This window comes from Cutibacterium equinum (assembly GCF_028021195.1).
Classification (GTDB): domain Bacteria; phylum Actinomycetota; class Actinomycetes; order Propionibacteriales; family Propionibacteriaceae; genus Cutibacterium; species Cutibacterium equinum.
The window spans coordinates 1,186,476-1,204,564 of the sequence record NZ_CP115668.1 but is presented as its reverse complement, the minus strand read 5'-3'; the positions used below and the strand labels follow the sequence as shown (position 1 = coordinate 1,204,564).

Below are 18,089 nucleotides of genomic sequence, written 5' to 3'. Positions count from 1 at the left end.
CTCCTTGCTCTGGGAAGGGGATGTGTCAGTGGTGTGTGGGCGTTGACCATGTGGGCGGCGCCGGGTGGTACTCGATGCCGTCCTGTACCTGTCGGGCGCGGCCGGGGCCGGCGAGTCGACCGACGAGGTGGAGGGCCATGTCGATGCCCGCCGAGACGCCGGCCGCGGTGACGATCTGCCCATCGTCGACCCAGCGCTGGTCGGGGCATGGCGTGATGGTCGGGTCGAGGGCGAGTAGCTCGTCGAACCTTGCGTGGTACGTGGTAGCCGGGCGTGCGCGCAGGAGCCCTGCGGCGGCAAGTATCAGGGCCCCGGTGCAGACACTGCTCACCAGGGCACCGCTCTCGGCGGCGTCGCACAGCCACCGCAGGTGGTCAGTGTCCGCAAGGCGTGCCCTGGTGCCGCGTCCTCCCGGCTCCACGATGAGGTCCGGGCGCGGCACCGCTGCCTTGGCTGCGGTGGGAACCACCTGGAGTCCCTTGGCGCAGCGGCGGGGCTGGCCGTCATCCGTGGCCAGGTCCACCCGCCAACCATCGGCCGGATACGTCTGAGTCCAGTACGACAGCACTTCCCACGGGCCGACGGCGTCGAGTTCCTCCGTACCGTCGAACAGGTCGATCACGATGCGCTTGCTCATGGCATCAATCCTGTCGGGGCGCCTTGCCCAGTGCGAGGGGCAGGAATGACGTAGTGCGCGCAATTCCTGCCATAATCGGTGCGTGCCACACCACGTCGTCGCCCTCGCCCTGCCCGGAGTGGTCGCCTTCGACCTGTCGACGGTTGCCCAGGTCTTCGGGCATCCCGCCGAAGAGGAGTACACCTTCGCGGTGGCGGCGCTCGACGGTGATGACGTCATGACCTCCAGCGGATTCAGCATCGGCGCCGTCCATGACCTGGATGCGTTGGCCCACGCCCGCACGGTCATCATCCCTGGCTACCGGCCCCATCACCGTCCTCATGACGACACGCTGAGGGTGCTCCGCAACGCTTACGAGCGCGGCACGAGAGTCGCGTCGGTGTGCACTGGCGCCTTTGCCCTCGCTGCAACCGGGCTCCTTGACGGGCTGACCGCCACCACGCACTGGCAGGACGCCGGGGAGTTGCGGCGGTTGTACCCCGAAATCACGGTGCAGCCCGATGTGCTCTACGTGGACCACGGACAGGTCGCCACTAGTGCCGGCGTGGCCGCCGGAATCGACCTATGCCTGCACCTGGTGCGCAGGGACCTTGGGGAGCGGGTCGCCGCCCGTATTGCCCGCCGCATGGTGGTACCGCCCCACCGAGCAGGCGGCCAGGCCCAATACATCGAGCCAGCGGCAGCTCCCACGACACACGGTTTCGCCGAGCTCACCGACTGGATCGTGGACCACCTCGAGCAGAGGCTCAGCGTCGCCGATCTGGCGCGCCATGCGCACTTGTCCGAACGGCAGCTCGCGCGGCGCTTCGTTGCTGAGACGGGACAGACCCCTCTGCAATGGATCCTGCACCAGCGGGTTCTTTCTGCCCGACGCCTACTGGAAAACAGCAGCCTGCCAATGGACGTCATTGCGCAGCGCACCGGCTTGGGAACAGCAAGCACGCTACGGCGTCACCTGCGTCGAGAGATCGACGTGACTCCCACGAACTACCGGCGCACCTTCCGCGCTGACTAAGTACGGGTCAATCAACCTCTCCGGTCAGTACACCTAGACATCCTGAACTGACCCTCCGCGTCATTAGCATTGGGCTGCAGATTCTCCTGGGCCAGTTGCCCATCTCCGTGACAGGGCGTGCATCGACTTCCGTGGGGATTCTGTCCAGCACACCAATTCCTATGGATACGAACCCGTGAGGAGTATGAAAACCCATGCCTTTGAAGAGACGTCCAGGGCGCAGAGTTCTCGCGGCGGCTGCCTCGGCAGTCCTCGCGGTGTCTGCCATGTATGCAAGTCCGACGGCACACGCCGTCATTCCGCCCTGGCCGCAGGGCTATCCGGTAGCGCACCTCTACGAGCCGTGCACGGATGCCTCCGCCCACGCCCAGGGATACCCCCAGTGGCATTACGGCGAGACGGGACGGCGCTACCTTAGCGACGGCACGATCCAGTTCACCAATCGCACCGATCAGGTCGTTCCATACACCGGCACGATCGAAACCGAGACCAACCACGCCATCTCGGCGACCTCGGCGGCGAAGCTCCCCTCCGGATGGGACACCACCGCCAAGTCTGACATCGGCCTCAAGCTGTCGAATGGCTGGGTCGAGGGTGAGACCGTCGGTCCCGTCAAGCTCAAGCCCGGTGAGTCGATTCGCGTCGAATACGGAGTCCTTGAGAAGGACTTCATCTCAATGTTCGTCACCTGCCAGGACGGTGTCCTGCAGAACTCCAACGACGCCAACGTCATCCGCGGCACCGGTCCGGCTGAGCGCTACGCCTTTGTCTACCTCATCCACGCCGACGGCTCCATCTCGGACGTGGCGATGCAGATCCCGTCTCGCCACGCGGGTGCCAACAGCAAGCCCATGGGATCAGACGGCTACACCGCCATCTCGGGCCCCAGCCTGGAGTCCGTGGCCACACCGATCGACCACGTCGTCGAACCCGCCACCGCTCCACAGAAGGATCCGTCCTGGCCGACGAAGGGCCAGGCCTGCCGTGCCCGCGACATCTCGTGGTACCCCTACGACATCTCCTCGATCCAGCCCACCTACCGCAAGCCCGGCTACTCGACGGACTTCCTCAACTGGTCGAAGGCCCCCTACGACTTCCACCCGGTGACCGACTTCGTCGTGGGCGCACAGTACAACGGGCCCACCAACTGGATGGGTCGCTACGGCCGCCCGCCGGCGGGATGGCTCGGCTCGGTCGGCACCACCTATCGTGCCTACATGCCCGTCGGAACCGCCCTCGGTGCGGTGCACCTGCAGCCCGGTGAGCGCGTGCGCGTCACCTATGGAACGACGATGACCCGCGTCAACTATCGCGAGATCCACTGCGGCAAGGACAGGACGTACAGCCTGGTGTCGAACTACGGCACCGCTTCGGCGCCGAGCGGCTTCTGGGCCGAGGCCACCGTCACCTCCCCGGACGGCAGCGTTCGCAAGATCGACGTCACTCCCGACGAGTACCGCCAGCTTCCCCTGCCGACTCAGTCAGACTTCTGACCTCGGCATTCTCGACACCACGACCACCGTCAACCCGACCACAAAGGAGAACACTCATGATCACCCGACTGCTTGCCGTTCCCGCAGCTCTCGCCGCCTCAGCCGCTTTCGCGGTCGTCCCGGCCCATGCTGCCACCCCAGTCCAGGCCGCCAACCCCACGACGATCGGCGCCACCTGCGCCAACGTCGGCGAGACCGGCCAGACCATCACCCGGACTCGTAGCTACTTCGACGACTCGGCCGGCACGTGGACCATCTCGAACTACAACGACGAGCCGCTGCCCATCACTCGGACCATCACCGAGACCAAGACGAAGACCTGGAACGTCTCGGCCGGGGTCGACTTCCCGATCCTCGACGTCATCCACGCCACCTTCTCGACGAGCTACACCGACACCCAGTCCTACCAGGTTGGCGACACCGTTGGCCCGTACAACCTGGCTCCGGGCAAGACCGCAGTCCTGCGTGCCGGATGGGTCGTCTCGGACTTCCGTGGCCAGCACACCATCTGCGGCTCGGATCACACCTGGAAGGCCAACGGTGGTGAGTTCACCGCGACTCTTCCGAAGGAGCGTCACATTGCGATCAGCACCCGCGACAACGACCTCTCCCTCGAGGCCTGATTGCCGATGGGATTCCTGACATATCAGGTGCGTCGCGGGGTCACGCTCGCGGCGGCGGTTGCCCTGTCAGTGGCCGCGTTCGCCGTCTCCGACGCCCATGCAGCCGAATCGGCCTCCGCCACTGACCCGACCCAGTTCGAGCTGCCACAACGGTGGAACTTTGACTACGAGCCGGGAACCGAGTGCTCGACCCCCGGTGAGAACGGCACCTACCTGACCGCCAAAAAGCGCTGGTTCAAGCAGACCGACGTCTCCAGCGTCGCGAACGACACCGCCGATGCCGTGCCCGTCTCGACGAAGGTGACACAGTCGCGCACCCAGACCCTCCAGGTCAGCGCAAAGGTCGCCGGTCAGGGTGACCTGGCCAAGATCATGACGCAAACCTTCGGGTTCACCTACGTCAACGAGGTGCACTGGTCGCTCAAGCAGGTCGTCGGCCCCTACTCCCTGCCCGCCGGCAAGGAAGGACGTCTGGCCTGGGGGTTCATCATCCTCGATGCCGATGCCCAGAATGTCCACTGTGCGCCGAACCTCACCTGGCAGGCCACGGGTCGCCCGTATCACGTCTCGGCCCCCGAGACTCGTTACTCCGAACTCCAGATCGACAACCCGGAGTACGAGGACCTCTCGTACTGACACCCGACACCAGAGATCGAGGGGCCGCGGATGACCGTGGCCCCTCGATCCGTACCTGAGAACGTCAGAAGTTGATCATCGGTCCGTTAATGCCCTCAGAAGCCTCCTTGAGGGCCTCCGACAGCGACGGGTGGGCGTGGATATTGCGTCCAATCTCCTCGGCGGTGATGTCCCACAGCTGAGCCAGAGTCAACTCAGGCAACAGCTCGGAGACGTCGGGTCCAACCAAGGAGGCCCCCAGAAGTTCACCGTGGCGGGCATCGGCGACAACCTTGACGAAACCGGTGCCATCCCCCAGACCCCAGGCCTTGCCATTGGCCGCAAACGGGAACTTCGACACCTTGACCTCGTAGCCCTTGTCGCGAGCCTGATCCTCGGAGTAACCGAAGGAACCAATCTGCGGCTGGCAGTAGGTGGCGCGCGGGATCATGTCGTAGTTGATCGGCATGGTCTCGGCTCCAGCGATGGTCTCAGCGGCGACGACGCCCTGGGCCTCAGCGGTGTGAGCCAGCATGAGCTTGGCGGTGCAGTCACCGATGGCGTAAATGCCGTCGACATTGGTGCGCATGAAGTCGTCAATCTCGATGGCCCCGCGCTCAGTGAGTTTGACCCCAGTCTTCTCCAGACCGTAACCCTCAACACGCGGGGCGAATCCGACGGCCTGCAGGACGCGGTCGGCCTCGATGACCTTGGAGTCCCCACCCTTCGAGGGGGACACGGTGACCTTGACCTTGTCACCGGAGTCGTCGATGGAGTCGACCTTGGTGGACGTGAGGACCTTGATGCCGAGCTTCTTGTAAGCCTTGGTCAACTCGGCCGAGACTTCCTTGTCCTCGTTGGGAACCATGCGGTCGAGGAACTCGACGATGGTGACGTCGCAACCATAGTTGGCCAGTACGTAGGCAAACTCAGTGCCAATGGCCCCGGATCCGGCAATGACGATGGATCCCGGGACGTCCTCGGAAAGGATCTGCTCCTTGTAGGTGACGACGCGATCCGACAGCTGAGTTCCCGGCAGGGTCTTGACGACCGAGCCAGCAGCGATGATCGCGTTGTCGAAGGTGATCTCGTCGGTCACATTGCCCTCGGCGTCCTTGACGCAGATGGCCTTGGGGCCGGTGAACTCTCCCCACCCGTTGAACTCGGTGACCTTGTTCTTCTTCATGAGGAAGTGGATGCCCTTGACCATCCGGGCCGACACCTCACGAGAACGGCTGAAGGCCTTGCCGTAATCAACGGTGATGTCACCGCCGATGCCAAATGTCTTGGCCTCCTTGGTGACGATGTGCGCAAGTTCTGCGTTGCGCAGAAGCGACTTGGTGGGGATGCAGCCAACATTGAGGCAGACACCGCCCCAGTATTCCTTCTCGATGATGGCGGTCTTCTTGCCGAGCTGAGCCGCACGAATGGCGGCAACATAGCCGCCAGGGCCAGCTCCGAGGACAACAACGTCAAAATGTGAGCTCATGGGTAACACTCTAGTGGGAAGGATGCTCTGTGACGAAGATCTCACAGGAGAGATGCCGGCTGTTTCGCGACGAGCCCTTCCCCCTCACCGTTTTGAACTCAGATCTGATATATCCTCGTCGGAAGAATCGTTCTCGTCGAAAGGATCTGCTGTGGACAACATGACCCCAGCTGCCGTCGGTCGTCTCATTCGCGACGCACGCAAGCAGCGTGGCATGACGCAAAACCAACTGGCGGAGCTCCTCAAGACTTCCCAGAGCGCCATCCACCGGGTTGAGTCAGGCACACAGAACCTCTCCCTGGACTACATCAACCGCATCGCCGAAGCCCTGGAGTCCCCCATCATCCCCCAGCCTGGCAGCGGCACGATGAACTACCACATCGAAGGTGGCCACCAGCTCGAAGGGTCCATCGAGGTCCGTTCCTCCAAGAACGCTGCCGTCGCCCTGCTGTGTGCTTGCCTCATCAACCGCGGCCGGACCGTGTTGCGCGGGATCGCCCACATTGAGGAGGTCAATCGCATCCTTGAGGTACTGACCTCCATCGGCGTCACCTACGAGTGGTCCGAGGACGAGCGCGACCTCACCCTCACTCGTCCCGCTGACCTCAACCTCGAGGACATGGACATCGAGGCTGCCCGTCGCACCCGAAGCGTCATCATGTTCCTCGGCCCGCTGATGCGGTTCTACGACTCCTTCAAGCTCCCCTACGCCGGTGGCTGCAACTTGGGCGCCCGTACCGTCGAGCCTCACCTGCAGGTGCTACGCGCTTTCGGCCTTGACGTCGTCGCAACCGAGGGTTTCTACCAGTGCCAGGTGACGGATCGCACCGTCAAGGAGCGTCACATCGTCCTGACCGAACGCGGCGACACCGTCACCGAAAATGCTCTGCTCGCTGCCGCCCAGACCCCTGGCGTGACGGTGCTGCGCAACGCCAGCCCGAATTACATGGTTCAGGACCTGTGCGTCTTCCTGTGTCAGCTTGGAGTCACGATCGAGGGCATCGGCACGACGACTCTGCGCATTCACGGCGTCGAGAACATCGACGTTGACGTCGAGTACGCGCCCTCGGAGGACCCGATCGAGGCCATGAGCCTCATCACGGCAGCCGTCGTCACCAAGTCCACACTGACGATCACCCGCTGCCCCATCGAGTTCCTCGAAATCGAGTTGGCGATCCTCTCGGAGATGGGCCTGGACTTCGATCTGACCCCCGAGTACGTCTCCCACAACGGATTCACCCGGCTGGTCGACGTCACCGTTCGCCCCAGCCAGCTGCGCGCGGTAGCTGACAAGATCCACCCGATGCCCTTCCCGGGCCTCAACATCGACAACCTGCCGTTCTTCGCCGTCATCGCAGCCGAGGCTGACGGCCAGACCCTCATTCACGACTGGTGTTACGAGAACCGTGCCATCCATCTGCTCGAGTTAGGCAAGCTCGGCGCCGATGTCCAGCTTCTCGATCCGCACCGACTCATCGTGCGAGGACCGACGCGCTGGCGCGGCCGTGAGCTCATCTGCCCGCCGGCCCTGCGCCCTGCCGTGTGCCTGCTGCTGGCCGCCCTGGCGGCATCGGGCGAGACGACCCTGCGCGATGTCTACATGATCAATCGTGGCTATGAGGACCTGCCCACACGACTCGGAGCGTTGGGGGCCAAGATCTCCGTCTTCCACGGCTGAGCGGAAGCATCCTCGGGCCACCAGTCCAGCTCGTCACCGGGATGGTTCCAGGTGCGCTCGAGGACGGCCTGGACGACGCCGGCAGCCTTGCCCAGAGCAGACTGCGGGGACTGTCCTGCGACGAGCTGTGCCGTCAGGACAGCCGTCGTCAGGTCGCCAGCCCCATTGAAATGACGGGCGATGAGTCGGCCATGGGTGAGGGCGGTGCTCTCCTGGGTCACCGCAACCATGGCCAACCCATCGTCGCCCTCATACGGCACTGAGGTGACGACGACGAGGCGCGGTCCGGAAAGACTGCGAGCGGCTCCGACGATCTCGTCGATGGTGTGCGGCATGGACTCGGTCAAGATGGCGAGCTCGGCCACATTGGGCACGAGGACGTCGGCTCGTTGGGCTGCTTCCTTCATGAACGCCACCGTGTCGTCAGGGACGTACCTTTTCACCTGGTCCCCGGCCATGTCTGCCATGACGGGGTCGCACACCCACATGGTGTCGGGGTGATGCTGACGGCACTTCTCGACGGTTCGTATCACGGCCGGCCCGGTGCCAGCCGTGAGGTAACCCGACAGCACCGCGTCAACATGGGTCAGTTCGCCGTTGCAGTCAAGGGCGTCAACCATGTCGTTGATCTGCTGGGCATCGATCGGGATACCGGCGACGCTGGAACGGCCGTTGTGGTTGGACAGCAGCGCCGTCGGCATCCCCCATGCCCGAACCCCCATCGCGCGCATCACCGGAACCGCGATGCTGTTTCCAACGGTTCCCTGCACGACATGGGACTGCAATGACAAGACGGTGGGACTCACGCATCTGTACTGTAGTGACCGCTTTACTGTAGTGACCGTGGAGATCACGGGTATGAAACGTCGGCGAGGCACAATTGATGGCTGTGAGAGCTACTGACTACCCGTATTGCCAACGTCCGTTCACGGTCCTCGCCCATCGAGGAGGGGCCGGTATGGCCGTCAACAAGGGCACCGAGAACACCCTGGCGGCCTTCGGACATGCCGTGGATCTGGGATGCACCCACCTCGAGACAGACGTTCACGCCACCAAGGACGGCGTTCTCGTGGTCTTTCACGACCCCATACTTGACCGAGTCACCGACTCCAGCGGTGTCATCGCGACAATGCCGTGGCACGAGGTGAAACAAGCCAGGGTCGGCGGAGAACCCATTGCGACCCTTGATGAGGTCCTCGATGCGTTCCCAGAATCGTTCCTTAACATCGACATCAAGCACGACGCTGCGACCATGCCTCTCATCGACGTTCTTTCCCGTCACCGTGCGTGGGATCGGGTCTGCATCGGATCGTTCAGCAGCAAACGCATACGACGGTTCCGTCGATTGGTCCATGAACGCACAGCGACTGCAGTGGGACCGGTCGGAGTGGGCTGGGCCGTTGTTGGACCCAACAGCCTCCAGATGGCTGAATCGCGAGGTGACGTGTACCAGGTCCCCCACCGTGTGAGCCGATACGGTATCCCCTTGGTGACGCCAACCTTCGTTGCCGCTGCCCATCGCCTGGGCCGCGCGGTTCACGTCTGGACGATCAACGAAGTGTCCGAGGCGCGCGAACTCATGGACATGGGGGTCGACGGGATCGTCACCGACCGCCCTGACCTCATGTGCGACTTCGCACGGATTCACCAACCCAAGGACGCCCCGACACTGGTTGCCAGATGAGCCCAGCCGAGCTGCACGCTCACCGGTCATGAATCGCTCCACATCGTGAACACCCGTCCCGTAACCCGTTTCTGCTCCCGGAATTTGTACCTTGTGGGATGCTGGGCCTATGGACAAGGGCCCAACCAGGGTCTGACGCCTACGACCAGGAGGGAGCACCATGGCCGACCGTGCACTGCGAGGCATGGGGTTGGGATCCAAGAGCTTCGAGGACGAAGAGGGCGTTGAGATGGCCGAACGCCAAGTCATTGGCTTCGACTGTGAGAACGGCCACCACTTCGATCTCACCTTCTCCACCGAGGCAGATCTTCCGAGCCTGTGGGAGTGCCCGCGCTGTGGAGGCGAGGCGGTCAGAAGCGACGGTACCGATCCTCAGCGCAAGAAGAACAAGCCGCAGCGCACCCACTGGGACATGCTCACCGAACGACGCTCGATCCCCGAGCTGGAAGAACTGCTCGCTGAGAGACTGGCCGAAATCCGCAAGGAGGATTAATTCTTGGCCATGCCGCCAGAACACCGAGTCGCCGTGTCCTGGCCTGGCGAGAGATGGATTGTGCCCGCGGAGTCTCCCCGCGGGCACATCCCATGTTCCGTGATTGCTCTCAATGCTTCCGGCGACGTTCCTTGAGGTTCCCAGCGACCTGCTCAACCCGCTCGAGGGCGAGGTGTCCGAGCTCCTTGAGTTGTCCCGAGCGGTAATCAACTCCCCACAACGTGGTGCGAAGCAGAGCCTCGACGACGATATCCTTGCTCATCTTGGAGTGACCGTACTCGCGCTCGATGAACTCAATCGGCACTTCGGCGACGGTCAGACCCTTCTTGAGGGTGCGCCATGTCATGTCGAGCTGGAAGCAGTAACCAGCCGAGGCGACCTCGTCCAAACCGATGGTGCGCAGAGTGTTCGCGCGGAAGGCATTGAATCCACCAGTGGGATCCTTGACACCAATTCCCAAGCACATTCGGGTCCACATGCCGCCACCACGGGAGATGAGCTTGCGATGCATCGGCCAGTTCACGACGGACCCGCCCTTGACGTAGCGAGATCCTTTGACCATGTCGGCATGTTTGAGGGCTTCGAGGAGCAACGGGAGCTGCTCGGGCTGGTGGGAGCCGTCAGCATCCATCTCGACGAGGACGTCATAGCCGCGGCCCAGACCCCAGTGGAATCCGGCCAGGTACGCGGCACCGAGGCCTTCCTTTCCCTTGCGATGCATGACGTGAACGTGGTCATCGGCCGACGCGAGGCGGTCAGCGATCTCGCCGGTACCGTCGGGAGAATTGTCGTCAGCGACGAGAACGTCGACCTTCGGATTGGCACGGCGCGTACGCGCGACAATCGTCTCGACATTCTCTGCCTCGTTGTAGGTCGGAATAATGACCAAGACCTTGTCGAGCCGGACCTCAGTGTCGGTGGCAGGCATCGCTCTCCGATCTGTTGTGATGTGCTTGTGCGAGCATATCGCGACGCCGTCGCATCATTGACGCCACCATCGCCCCAGCCGCAACGAGGACCACGCCGACTCGTAGCCACGGCCCAATCCTCGTCGCCAGGGTGAGCCCTGATTCCAACGGCACTGTCACCGTGTCATGGGTGTGGCCCCCCTCGTGGGTGCGCAGGGCCACTGAGCCATCCGGATTGACCAGCCCGGAGAAGGAGTTCGTCGTCGAGACGATGACGTGTCTGCCGGTTTCGACCGCGCGCGCCCTGGTGATCTGCCATTGCTGGGGTGTCTGTGCCGTGTTGATGAATGACGAGTTGTTCGACTGCACCGTCAGAATCCGTGCTCCGTGGCGCACCGTGTCCGAGACGGTGTCGTCGTAGGCCACCTCGAAACAGACCACCACGCCGACCGGAATCTTCGTGCCAGAAATGGTCGAGTCAAGGACACCAGGACTGGTGCCTGGAATGGATTGGCGTCCGATGTTTTCCAATATGGGAATGAGGGGCAGGAAGAATGACCTGGCGGGAATCCACTCCCCGAAAGGAACCAAGTTGCGCTTGTGATAGATCGACGTCGGCTGGGGTGATGATGCCGGCCACCACATCGACGTCGTCTGACGCTCATCGTCTCCGGGTCCGTCGGTCACCGCTCCCACCAGGATTGGCCGTTTGGCAACGGCCAGCGCCCCCATGACGATGTCGTGACTCTCGGGGTCGAGTAGTGGATCGATGTCGGTGGAGTTCTCGGGCCACAAAATCATGTCGGGAGTGTCATTGCCCGAAACGCGTTGCTGGGCGAGGGCCATGATCGTCTCGGACAGGTGATTGTCGGTGACGGACCGCGCGTAGCCCATCGCGTACGGACCAGCAGTGCCGTCCACTCCCCCTTGGACGACGAGTACCCGGATGTCGTCGTCATGATTGTCGCGTGTGGAAACCACGCCCGAGACCGTCGACAAGACTGCCACGACGAGCAATTCCGCGACGAGGCCAACAGCATGGTGGACTCGCGATCGTCCGCGCGTGACGACAACCTGGGCCACGAGGGCTGCCGCCCATGCGACCAGGAGACTCGTCCCCACTGCCCCAGCCCATCTCAAGGCACCAACCCAAGGGGTGTCGACGACTGTCCAGGCCAGTCGTACCCAACCGAAGCCCCCGAGCGGGACCGCAGCGGCTGCAACTTCGGTGGCTGTCCAGACCACGGCCTGCCAAAAATGTGAACCGGGCAGGACGCTGACGCAGCGGATGGCCCACCCAGCAAGGAGGCACCACAACGCCATGACGGCGACGAGAAGCACCGCCACGGGAGGGCCCATGACACCCACCCAGGAGATGGTGGTGGCGAACAGGCCCAAACCGAACAGGTATCCCAGCCCGGCTGCGGAACGGCCTGTCGTCGAACGCACGAGCAGGATGAGTGCTGCGAGGCCAGGGATGACGAGGATCCACCAGCCGATCGGCTGGAATCCGGCACCCGTGGCAGCTCCAGCGGCCAGCGCAGCCAGGCCGCGCAGCCACGACGTGGGCGGTAGGTGAGACGGGCCCGTCACCGGGTTCCCAACATGCCGAGATCATCAAACATGGTGTCGAGGACGACGACCGTCTCCGTCCCGCAATGGCATTCCTTACGGATGCGGGTCAGCAGCTGATCGAGGTGACTGGTGTTGGGTGCCTGGACTCTCGCCAGGTAGGAGGCCGCACCAGCGATGGAGTGACACCCTCGCACCTCTGAGAAGGTCCTCAGAATGTCGGGAATCTTCTCGTCTTCCTGTGGATCAATGGGATTGAGGAAGATGAAGGCCGTGACACCTGCGCCGATGGCTTCCAGGTTGAGGGTGGCGTGGTAGCCCCGGATCAGTCCCCTCGCCTCGAGCCGCTTGACACGCTGCTGGGCCGCTGAGGTGGACAAACCCGTCTGGTGTCCCAGCTCGGTCCACGACATCCGCCCGTCTTCCTCGAGCAGACTCAGGATCTGACGATCGGTAGCTTCCAGGATCGGCGAACGATCCTCGTCCTCCTCGTCGTGGTGCTTGGTCATGGGTAGTTCCTCCCCGTCCCCCGTTTGGCCCAGCGGGATCTCGGCACATGAATGGGGGATCCAGCGAGCAAGTTTGGTGTCGCAGATGCTACCTCGCTTTGACAACCTCATCGCACGAAGCGGCTCGTCCGGTGTGGCGATCGTGGTGCAGTGGTTGTCGAGAGTCCCAGTTGCGCGTCACTCGAGGCTGGTCCGGGGCGCTGGCAGGCCCGGTGACATTGCAGACATTCTGCCAGTTCTGGACCGCATAGCCATCCTGTGACAGGCGTTCACCACTAGGCTCGTTGCTGTGCGCATGATGGATCAAGCTGGCCTTGAAGGAATCTTCCACGATGTGGAGGGCCAGCCGCGGGTGGTCTGTGGCGGCTCAGGAGCCACTCCCCTCCCCCTCCTCGACCTCATCGACCGATGCGTGGAGACATGGCGATTGGTGTGCATCAATGCACCAGCCGGCGTTCCGACACGCAAAGACGTCATTCACGAGACGGTTTTCATCGGTCCGGGTAGTCGCCGTGCCGAGTCCCTCGACTACGTCCCCTGCCGGTTGAGCCTGGCAACCCGTCTCTACGAGGAGCGGTTTGCGCCCGACATCCTCGTGTTGCACACCAGTACGCCACGTCATGGCACCGTGAGCATGGGTATTGAGGTCCAGGTCCTGCCAGCCGCCTTGGAGGCGGCCAAGCGACGCGGTGCTCTCATCATTGCCCAGATCAATCCGAACATGCCCTACGTCCTGGGCGATGGGATCGTTGACGTTGACGACATTGACATCGGCGTGGTCGTCGACGTTCCCCTGCCAACGGCAGCCATGCCGTCGCCGGGTCCGCTGGCCCACCGCATCGGCGACCGTGTGGCGTCGCGAATCCCCGACGGTGCGACTCTTCAGGTGGGAATCGGCGCGGTTCCTGACGCCGCCGTCTCCAAGTTGCCCGAAAGCATCCACGTCGGGGTGTGGACCGAGCTCCTCACCGACTCCATCCGTCTCTTGGAACAGGCTCACACCCTCGATGATCGAGTCATCACCGGCACCTTCGCAATGGGAACACCAGCTCTCTACGAGTGGCTCGACGACAATCCGCGCGTGCAGTTACTGCGCTGCGAGACCACCAATGACCCCAGAAACATTGCCGACCAGCCCAAAATGACCAGTGTCAACACGGCATTGCAGGTGGACCTGTTCGGTCAGGTCAACGCAACGCGAGTCGGCACGAAGATCTATTCCGGGGTCGGTGGGTCCACCGACTTCTTGGTGGGCGCCATGCATTCCCCCGGGGGTCAAGCCCTCCTCACGATGCTCAGTTGGCATCCGAAGGCCGACTGTTCGACGATCGTGGACGTCCTGAAGTCTCCGGTCTCAGCGATCCAACCCTCGGCCGTCATCACCGAACAGGGCACAGCCGAGCTGTTCGGCAATTCCCAGAACGAGCAGGCTCGCCAACTCATCGACAACACTGCTCACCCGGATGCCCGCGACCACCTGTGGCAGCGGGCCCGGGAGTTTGGTCTGGCCTGATCAGGGTTGGGGCATCTCGACGCCCAGCAGTTGGGCAAGCACGGTGACAACGCCGTTGTCCGTGTTGGACGGAGCAACATAGTTCGCGGCCTCGATGATGGCGGGGTGGGCGTTGGCCATTGCGAAGGACCACTTGGCCAGGGGCATCATCTCGAGGTCGTTGAGGAAGTCTCCGAAAATAGCCGTCTGGTCAGGGGTCACACCCAGATCAGCCTGCACCGCCTCGACCGCGCTGCCCTTGTTCACCCCAGGGTTCATGATGTCGACCCAGTTCGGGGTGGCAAGGATCACCTGGTGACCAGGAGCGATGCGCTGCATCGTGGGGTGAGTGAGGTCACGGGCCTCACCAAAATCGTAGATGGACAACTTGATGACGTCGTCGGTGTGCTCGGTGAGATCATCGACGACGGTGTGGCTGTGGTAATAGGTCGCGACGTGGGAGACGAACCGGTCGTCCCCGCGCTCGAGATAGGCGATGGATTTTGTGGCTACGACCAAGCCGACGTCGCGCCCCTCATCGACAAGGTCACGAACTCCCGTGATGACCGCGTGAGCAAGATGAGGGTCGATGATCGACGAGGAAATCTCAACACCGTCGCAGACGACGTAGGTGCCGTTCTCGGAGATGACCGGCATGCCGTCGAGATGGGAACTGAACATCGCCGAGAGCGTTGTGAACTGGCGTCCGGAGGCAGGTACGAAGGCAACACCACGATCTTTCATGAGTTCCAGCAGGGGCCACAACTGGGCCGGAATGTTTCCCTGGCCGTCGAGGAGGGTGCCATCCATGTCGCAGATGACCAGTCGTAAATCTCTGGCAGGGGCAGGGAAAGCGGTAGGCTTCGGTGTGTCCACGCCGACAGGATACCGATCTGAGAGGGTGGGGAGCTTCCCAGGCCCGGGAGGATCGACGACGCGCCGTCAACACCGTTGCCCACAATCACCCATTGCTCTGGGATCAGCTTCAAAGGAGAACAGCATGAAACTCTTGATCGTCCAGTACTCCGCCAATCCGCAGGCCAGTGCCAAGTTTTACACCGCCCTTGGCCTCCACGGTCCTGCTGAGGTCGACCCGATGTGGACCGAGCTGTCTGCCGAGGGTGGCACATTCGCTATTCACGGTGGACCGACCGACCATGACAAGCGCGGTTTCGATCCCTGCATGGTTACCGATTGCCCACTCGAGGACGTACAGGCCAACCTCGTTGCCGCAGGTTTTGACCCCGGCCGCATCGTCGAGGAGGACTTCGGCCGGTCTCTGCGAGTCATTGATCCCGACGGTAATGAGTTGCAAATCAACCAGGAGTAGGCCCATGTGATGGGACCGAAATCGTGGCCGGAACCAATGCCATGGTCGATACTTACCGCGGACGCGAGTTGGAGGGTGATAGCCCCCAGAAAAGACTGATGCCTGATCGGACGATTCGTAGTCAGTTAATATTATTTGTAGACGGTCCGTCTCACTCTTGCTGGAGGTGAGCTCATCCGAATCGTACGCGGACTACATTAGGCGTCAAGTTAGGCGCCATTCAGCCTTGCCTCTATCGCCTCATGACGCGGTCGACCGCGCTTCAATCTCGCTAAGTCGGGCTGACAGGATTTGAACCTGCGACCCCTTGACCCCCAGTCAAGTGCGCTACCAAACTGCGCTACAGCCCGATCGGATCATTGAGCGATCCGGGGAAGTACATTAGCGTACTTCCTGTCCCGCGACCAAATCCGTCACTTCTTGTTGCGCTTCTCACGCGGACGGATCTCGACGTGCACCGGTGATCCGGCGAACCCGAAGTCCTCGCGCAGCCGCCTGATGATGAAACGCACGTACCCCTGGTCGAACATCCCCGTGGTGAACAGGGCAAAGGTCGGCGGACAGTTGTGAGCCTGGGTGCCGAAGAGGATCCTCGGCTGCTTGCCGCCACGAACCGGGTGCGGATGCGCCGCAGCCAAACGTCCAAGAAAAGCGTTGAGCTTGCCGGTCGAGATCCTCGTCTCCCACCCGTCGGCAGCCGTCTCAATGGCCTTCTCCAACTTGTCGACGTTGCGACCCTTGAGGGCAGAGATGTTGACTCGGGGAGCCCACGCATAGGCCTGCACGTCCCGTTCGATCTCGCGTTCCAGGTAACGACGACGCTCCTCGTCAGTCAGATCCCACTTGTTGTAGGCGATGACCATCGCGCGTCCTGCCTCCTCGACCATGGTGAGGATGCGCAGATCCTGGTCACTGATCGACTCCGAGGCATCAATGACGACCACGCACACCTCGGCTCGCTCGATGGCGGTCTGGGTGCGCAGCGAGGCGTAGTACTCGTGCCCCGAGGCTTCCTTGACTCGCTTGCGCAGACCGGCGGTGTCGATGAACTGATACAACGTACTGCCGACGGTGACGAGCTCGTCGACCGGGTCGACAGTCGTTCCGGACACATCCGAAACCACCGCACGATTCTGGCGAGCCAGTCGGTTGAGCAGCGAGGACTTGCCGACATTCGGCTTACCGACAATGGCAACGCGGCGCGGCCCGCCCGTCGTCTCGTAGCTGGCGGGGCGCTCCGGCAACACGTCGATGAGTGCGTCGAGCAGATCGCCCGATCCACGACCGTGCATGGCCGACACCGGGTGGGGCTCCCCCAGACCGAGGTTCCACATCGTCGCGGCCTCGGCCTCGCCACGGGCGTCGTCAACCTTGTTGGCGGCCACGACGATGGGTTTGCGCGACTGCCTCAGCACCTGGACGACGGCTTCGTCCTCGTCAGTCGTGCCTACTGTGGCGTCGACGACGAACAACACGGCGTCTGCGGTCGAGATCGCAAACTCAGCCTGCTCGGCGATCATGGCGGCCATGCCCGAGGCATCAGAGGCCCAGCCGCCAGTGTCGACGAGCACGAACTGGCGACCGGACCACTCGGCGTCGTAGGACACGCGGTCTCGAGTCACGCCGGGGACATCCTGCACGACAGCTGCTCGCCGGCCAAGGATGCGGTTCACAAGGGTGGACTTACCCACATTGGGTCGTCCGACGACGGCGACGACAGGCTTGGGAAGAGCCTCCTCAATGCCGTCGCTGGGGCCGTCGAGGAACTCGGGCGAGTCGGACATGAGGACACACTCCTGCTAGGGGACCAAACCACGGTACACGGTCCCGCGCCCGTGGAAATGCTGCTCAGCGCAGCGATTGCGGAACAAGGTCGATGACGGCGTCGATGACCTGGGCCAGATTGAGATGGGTGGAGTCGACCACAGCAACCCCGTCGGCCGGCTCCTCAAAGGTCGACACGGTCGAGTCGTCACGGTCACGACGCACGATGGAGTCGATGACCTGCGCCATGTCGACGTTCTCCCCCAGCTCGGCCTGGCGTCGGGCGATGCGGACGGCTGGATCAGCCACCAGGAGCACCCTCACCTGGGCATCGGGGCACACCACCGTGGTGATGTCGCGGCCTTCCATGACGATACGTCCGCGCTCAGCGGCGATCTGGCGCATGCGAGCGGTCAAGGCGTCACGGACGGGCTGTATCGTCGCCACCGCAGACACCTTGGCGCTGGTCTCCGGGAGCCGGATCTCCTCAGTGACATCCTCCCCATCGACCAGGACGAGGTCATGATCGGCGGAGGTGTCAATCTCCAAGCGGCAGGTGCGAGCCACCTCAATGGTGTCAAGCGGATTGGTCTTCGGATCGATTCCCAGATGAGCGAGGCGACAAGCCACCGCGCGATACATCGATCCGGTGTCCAGATGGGCCAGGTCGAGTCGGGCGGCAACCCCCCGAGAGGTTGACGACTTGCCGGACCCACTGGGTCCGTCAATCGCGATGACAAGAGGTGAGGTTGACACGTTCTGCCTGCCTTTCCATGGCGATCCGACG

At 62.9% G+C, this 18,089-nt stretch carries 18 protein-coding genes, 1 tRNA gene and 1 pseudogene; 9 read left to right on the top strand and 11 right to left on the bottom strand.

Annotated features, from left to right (window positions below; genetic code table 11):
• Positions 1-25: 25 nt before the first annotated feature.
• Entirely contained in the window at positions 26-637 is a 612-nt protein-coding gene (locus tag O6R08_RS05525) for a DJ-1/PfpI family protein (RefSeq protein ID WP_271419086.1), read from the bottom strand.
• Between the two features lie 82 nt (positions 638-719).
• Between O6R08_RS05525 and O6R08_RS05520 the strand changes: the two genes are divergently transcribed.
• The 4 genes from O6R08_RS05520 (at position 720) to O6R08_RS05505 (ending at position 4,404) form a co-directional block, all read left to right on the top strand.
• On the top strand, positions 720-1,652 hold the full coding sequence (locus O6R08_RS05520; RefSeq protein ID WP_271419085.1) for a GlxA family transcriptional regulator: 933 nt from the start codon (positions 720-722) through the stop codon (positions 1,650-1,652).
• 194 nt (positions 1,653-1,846) lie between these two features.
• Complete coding sequence (locus tag O6R08_RS05515; protein ID WP_271419084.1) at positions 1,847-3,145, top strand: hypothetical protein; 1,299 nt, start codon at positions 1,847-1,849, stop codon at positions 3,143-3,145.
• A 56-nt stretch (positions 3,146-3,201) separates the two neighbouring features.
• Complete coding sequence (locus O6R08_RS05510; protein ID WP_271419083.1) at positions 3,202-3,768, top strand: hypothetical protein; 567 nt, start codon at positions 3,202-3,204, stop codon at positions 3,766-3,768.
• Positions 3,769-3,774: 6 nt separating this feature from the next.
• The gene (locus tag O6R08_RS05505) at positions 3,775-4,404 is read left to right on the top strand and encodes a hypothetical protein (RefSeq protein ID WP_271419082.1); all 630 of its coding nucleotides are present in this window, start codon (positions 3,775-3,777) and stop codon (positions 4,402-4,404) included.
• Positions 4,405-4,468: 64 nt separating this feature from the next.
• Here the strand turns inward: O6R08_RS05505 and lpdA are convergent, their stop codons facing one another.
• Positions 4,469-5,872, bottom strand: coding sequence for a dihydrolipoyl dehydrogenase (gene lpdA, locus O6R08_RS05500; RefSeq protein WP_271419081.1), 1,404 nt, complete (start codon positions 5,870-5,872; stop codon positions 4,469-4,471).
• 151 nt (positions 5,873-6,023) lie between these two features.
• Here lpdA and O6R08_RS05495 point away from each other — a divergent pair, with 151 nt between their 5' ends.
• On the top strand, positions 6,024-7,550 hold the full coding sequence (locus O6R08_RS05495; protein WP_271419080.1) for a helix-turn-helix domain-containing protein: 1,527 nt from the start codon (positions 6,024-6,026) through the stop codon (positions 7,548-7,550).
• Here the strand turns inward: O6R08_RS05495 and pdxY are convergent.
• A complete protein-coding gene (pdxY, locus tag O6R08_RS05490; RefSeq protein WP_271419079.1) occupies positions 7,487-8,356 on the bottom strand; it encodes a pyridoxal kinase in 870 nt (289 codons plus the stop codon). The two genes, O6R08_RS05495 and pdxY, sit on opposite strands and share 64 nt — an antisense overlap.
• A gap of 83 nt (positions 8,357-8,439) precedes the next feature.
• On the opposite strand from pdxY, the gene O6R08_RS05485 reads away from it, so the two are divergent.
• Together O6R08_RS05485 and O6R08_RS05480 are read left to right on the top strand one after the other, a co-directional pair.
• Positions 8,440-9,234, top strand: coding sequence for a glycerophosphodiester phosphodiesterase (locus O6R08_RS05485; RefSeq protein ID WP_333907912.1), 795 nt, complete (start codon positions 8,440-8,442; stop codon positions 9,232-9,234).
• 160 nt (positions 9,235-9,394) lie between these two features.
• Positions 9,395-9,727, top strand: a complete 333-nt coding sequence (locus O6R08_RS05480) for an RNA polymerase-binding protein RbpA (protein WP_271419077.1) — start codon at positions 9,395-9,397, stop codon at positions 9,725-9,727.
• A gap of 109 nt (positions 9,728-9,836) precedes the next feature.
• Here O6R08_RS05480 and O6R08_RS05475 read toward each other — a convergent pair whose 3' ends face one another.
• The 4 genes and pseudogenes from O6R08_RS05475 to O6R08_RS05460 form a co-directional block, all read right to left on the bottom strand.
• A complete protein-coding gene (locus tag O6R08_RS05475; RefSeq protein ID WP_271419076.1) occupies positions 9,837-10,655 on the bottom strand; it encodes a polyprenol monophosphomannose synthase in 819 nt (272 codons plus the stop codon).
• Positions 10,636-12,228, bottom strand: a complete 1,593-nt coding sequence (lnt, locus tag O6R08_RS05470) for an apolipoprotein N-acyltransferase (RefSeq protein ID WP_271419075.1) — start codon at positions 12,226-12,228, stop codon at positions 10,636-10,638. The genes O6R08_RS05475 and lnt overlap by 20 nt, the downstream gene beginning before the upstream one ends.
• Complete coding sequence (locus tag O6R08_RS05465; RefSeq protein ID WP_271419074.1) at positions 12,225-12,716, bottom strand: Lrp/AsnC family transcriptional regulator; 492 nt, start codon at positions 12,714-12,716, stop codon at positions 12,225-12,227. The genes lnt and O6R08_RS05465 overlap by 4 nt, the downstream gene beginning before the upstream one ends.
• A pseudogene (locus O6R08_RS05460) lies at positions 12,713-12,823 on the bottom strand (methionine biosynthesis protein MetW); the annotation flags it as partial. The pseudogene O6R08_RS05460 and the gene O6R08_RS05465, both read right to left, overlap by 4 nt.
• A 188-nt stretch (positions 12,824-13,011) precedes the next feature.
• On the opposite strand from O6R08_RS05460, the gene O6R08_RS05455 reads away from it, so the two are divergent.
• Positions 13,012-14,229 (top strand): acetyl-CoA hydrolase/transferase family protein, encoded by a 1,218-nt coding sequence (locus O6R08_RS05455; RefSeq protein ID WP_271419271.1) that lies wholly within the window; start codon positions 13,012-13,014, stop codon positions 14,227-14,229.
• Here O6R08_RS05455 and O6R08_RS05450 read toward each other — a convergent pair whose 3' ends face one another.
• Positions 14,230-15,018, bottom strand: coding sequence for an HAD family hydrolase (locus O6R08_RS05450; protein ID WP_271419270.1), 789 nt, complete (start codon positions 15,016-15,018; stop codon positions 14,230-14,232).
• 190 nt (positions 15,019-15,208) lie between these two features.
• Between O6R08_RS05450 and O6R08_RS05445 the strand changes: the two genes are divergently transcribed.
• Entirely contained in the window at positions 15,209-15,538 is a 330-nt protein-coding gene (locus O6R08_RS05445) for a VOC family protein (protein ID WP_271419073.1), read from the top strand.
• A gap of 276 nt (positions 15,539-15,814) precedes the next feature.
• Here the strand turns inward: O6R08_RS05445 and O6R08_RS05440 are convergent.
• The 3 genes from O6R08_RS05440 to cmk all read right to left on the bottom strand — a co-directional run bounded on the left by O6R08_RS05440 (position 15,815) and on the right by cmk (position 18,058).
• Positions 15,815-15,888, bottom strand: a tRNA-Pro gene (locus O6R08_RS05440).
• Positions 15,889-15,951: 63 nt separating this feature from the next.
• Positions 15,952-17,322 carry a ribosome biogenesis GTPase Der gene (gene der, locus O6R08_RS05435; protein ID WP_271419072.1) on the bottom strand — a complete coding sequence of 457 codons (1,371 nt, stop codon included), beginning with the start codon at positions 17,320-17,322 and terminating at the stop codon, positions 15,952-15,954.
• A gap of 64 nt (positions 17,323-17,386) precedes the next feature.
• Positions 17,387-18,058, bottom strand: coding sequence for a (d)CMP kinase (cmk, locus tag O6R08_RS05430; RefSeq protein WP_271419071.1), 672 nt, complete (start codon positions 18,056-18,058; stop codon positions 17,387-17,389).
• Between the last annotated feature and the right edge of the window lie 31 nt (positions 18,059-18,089).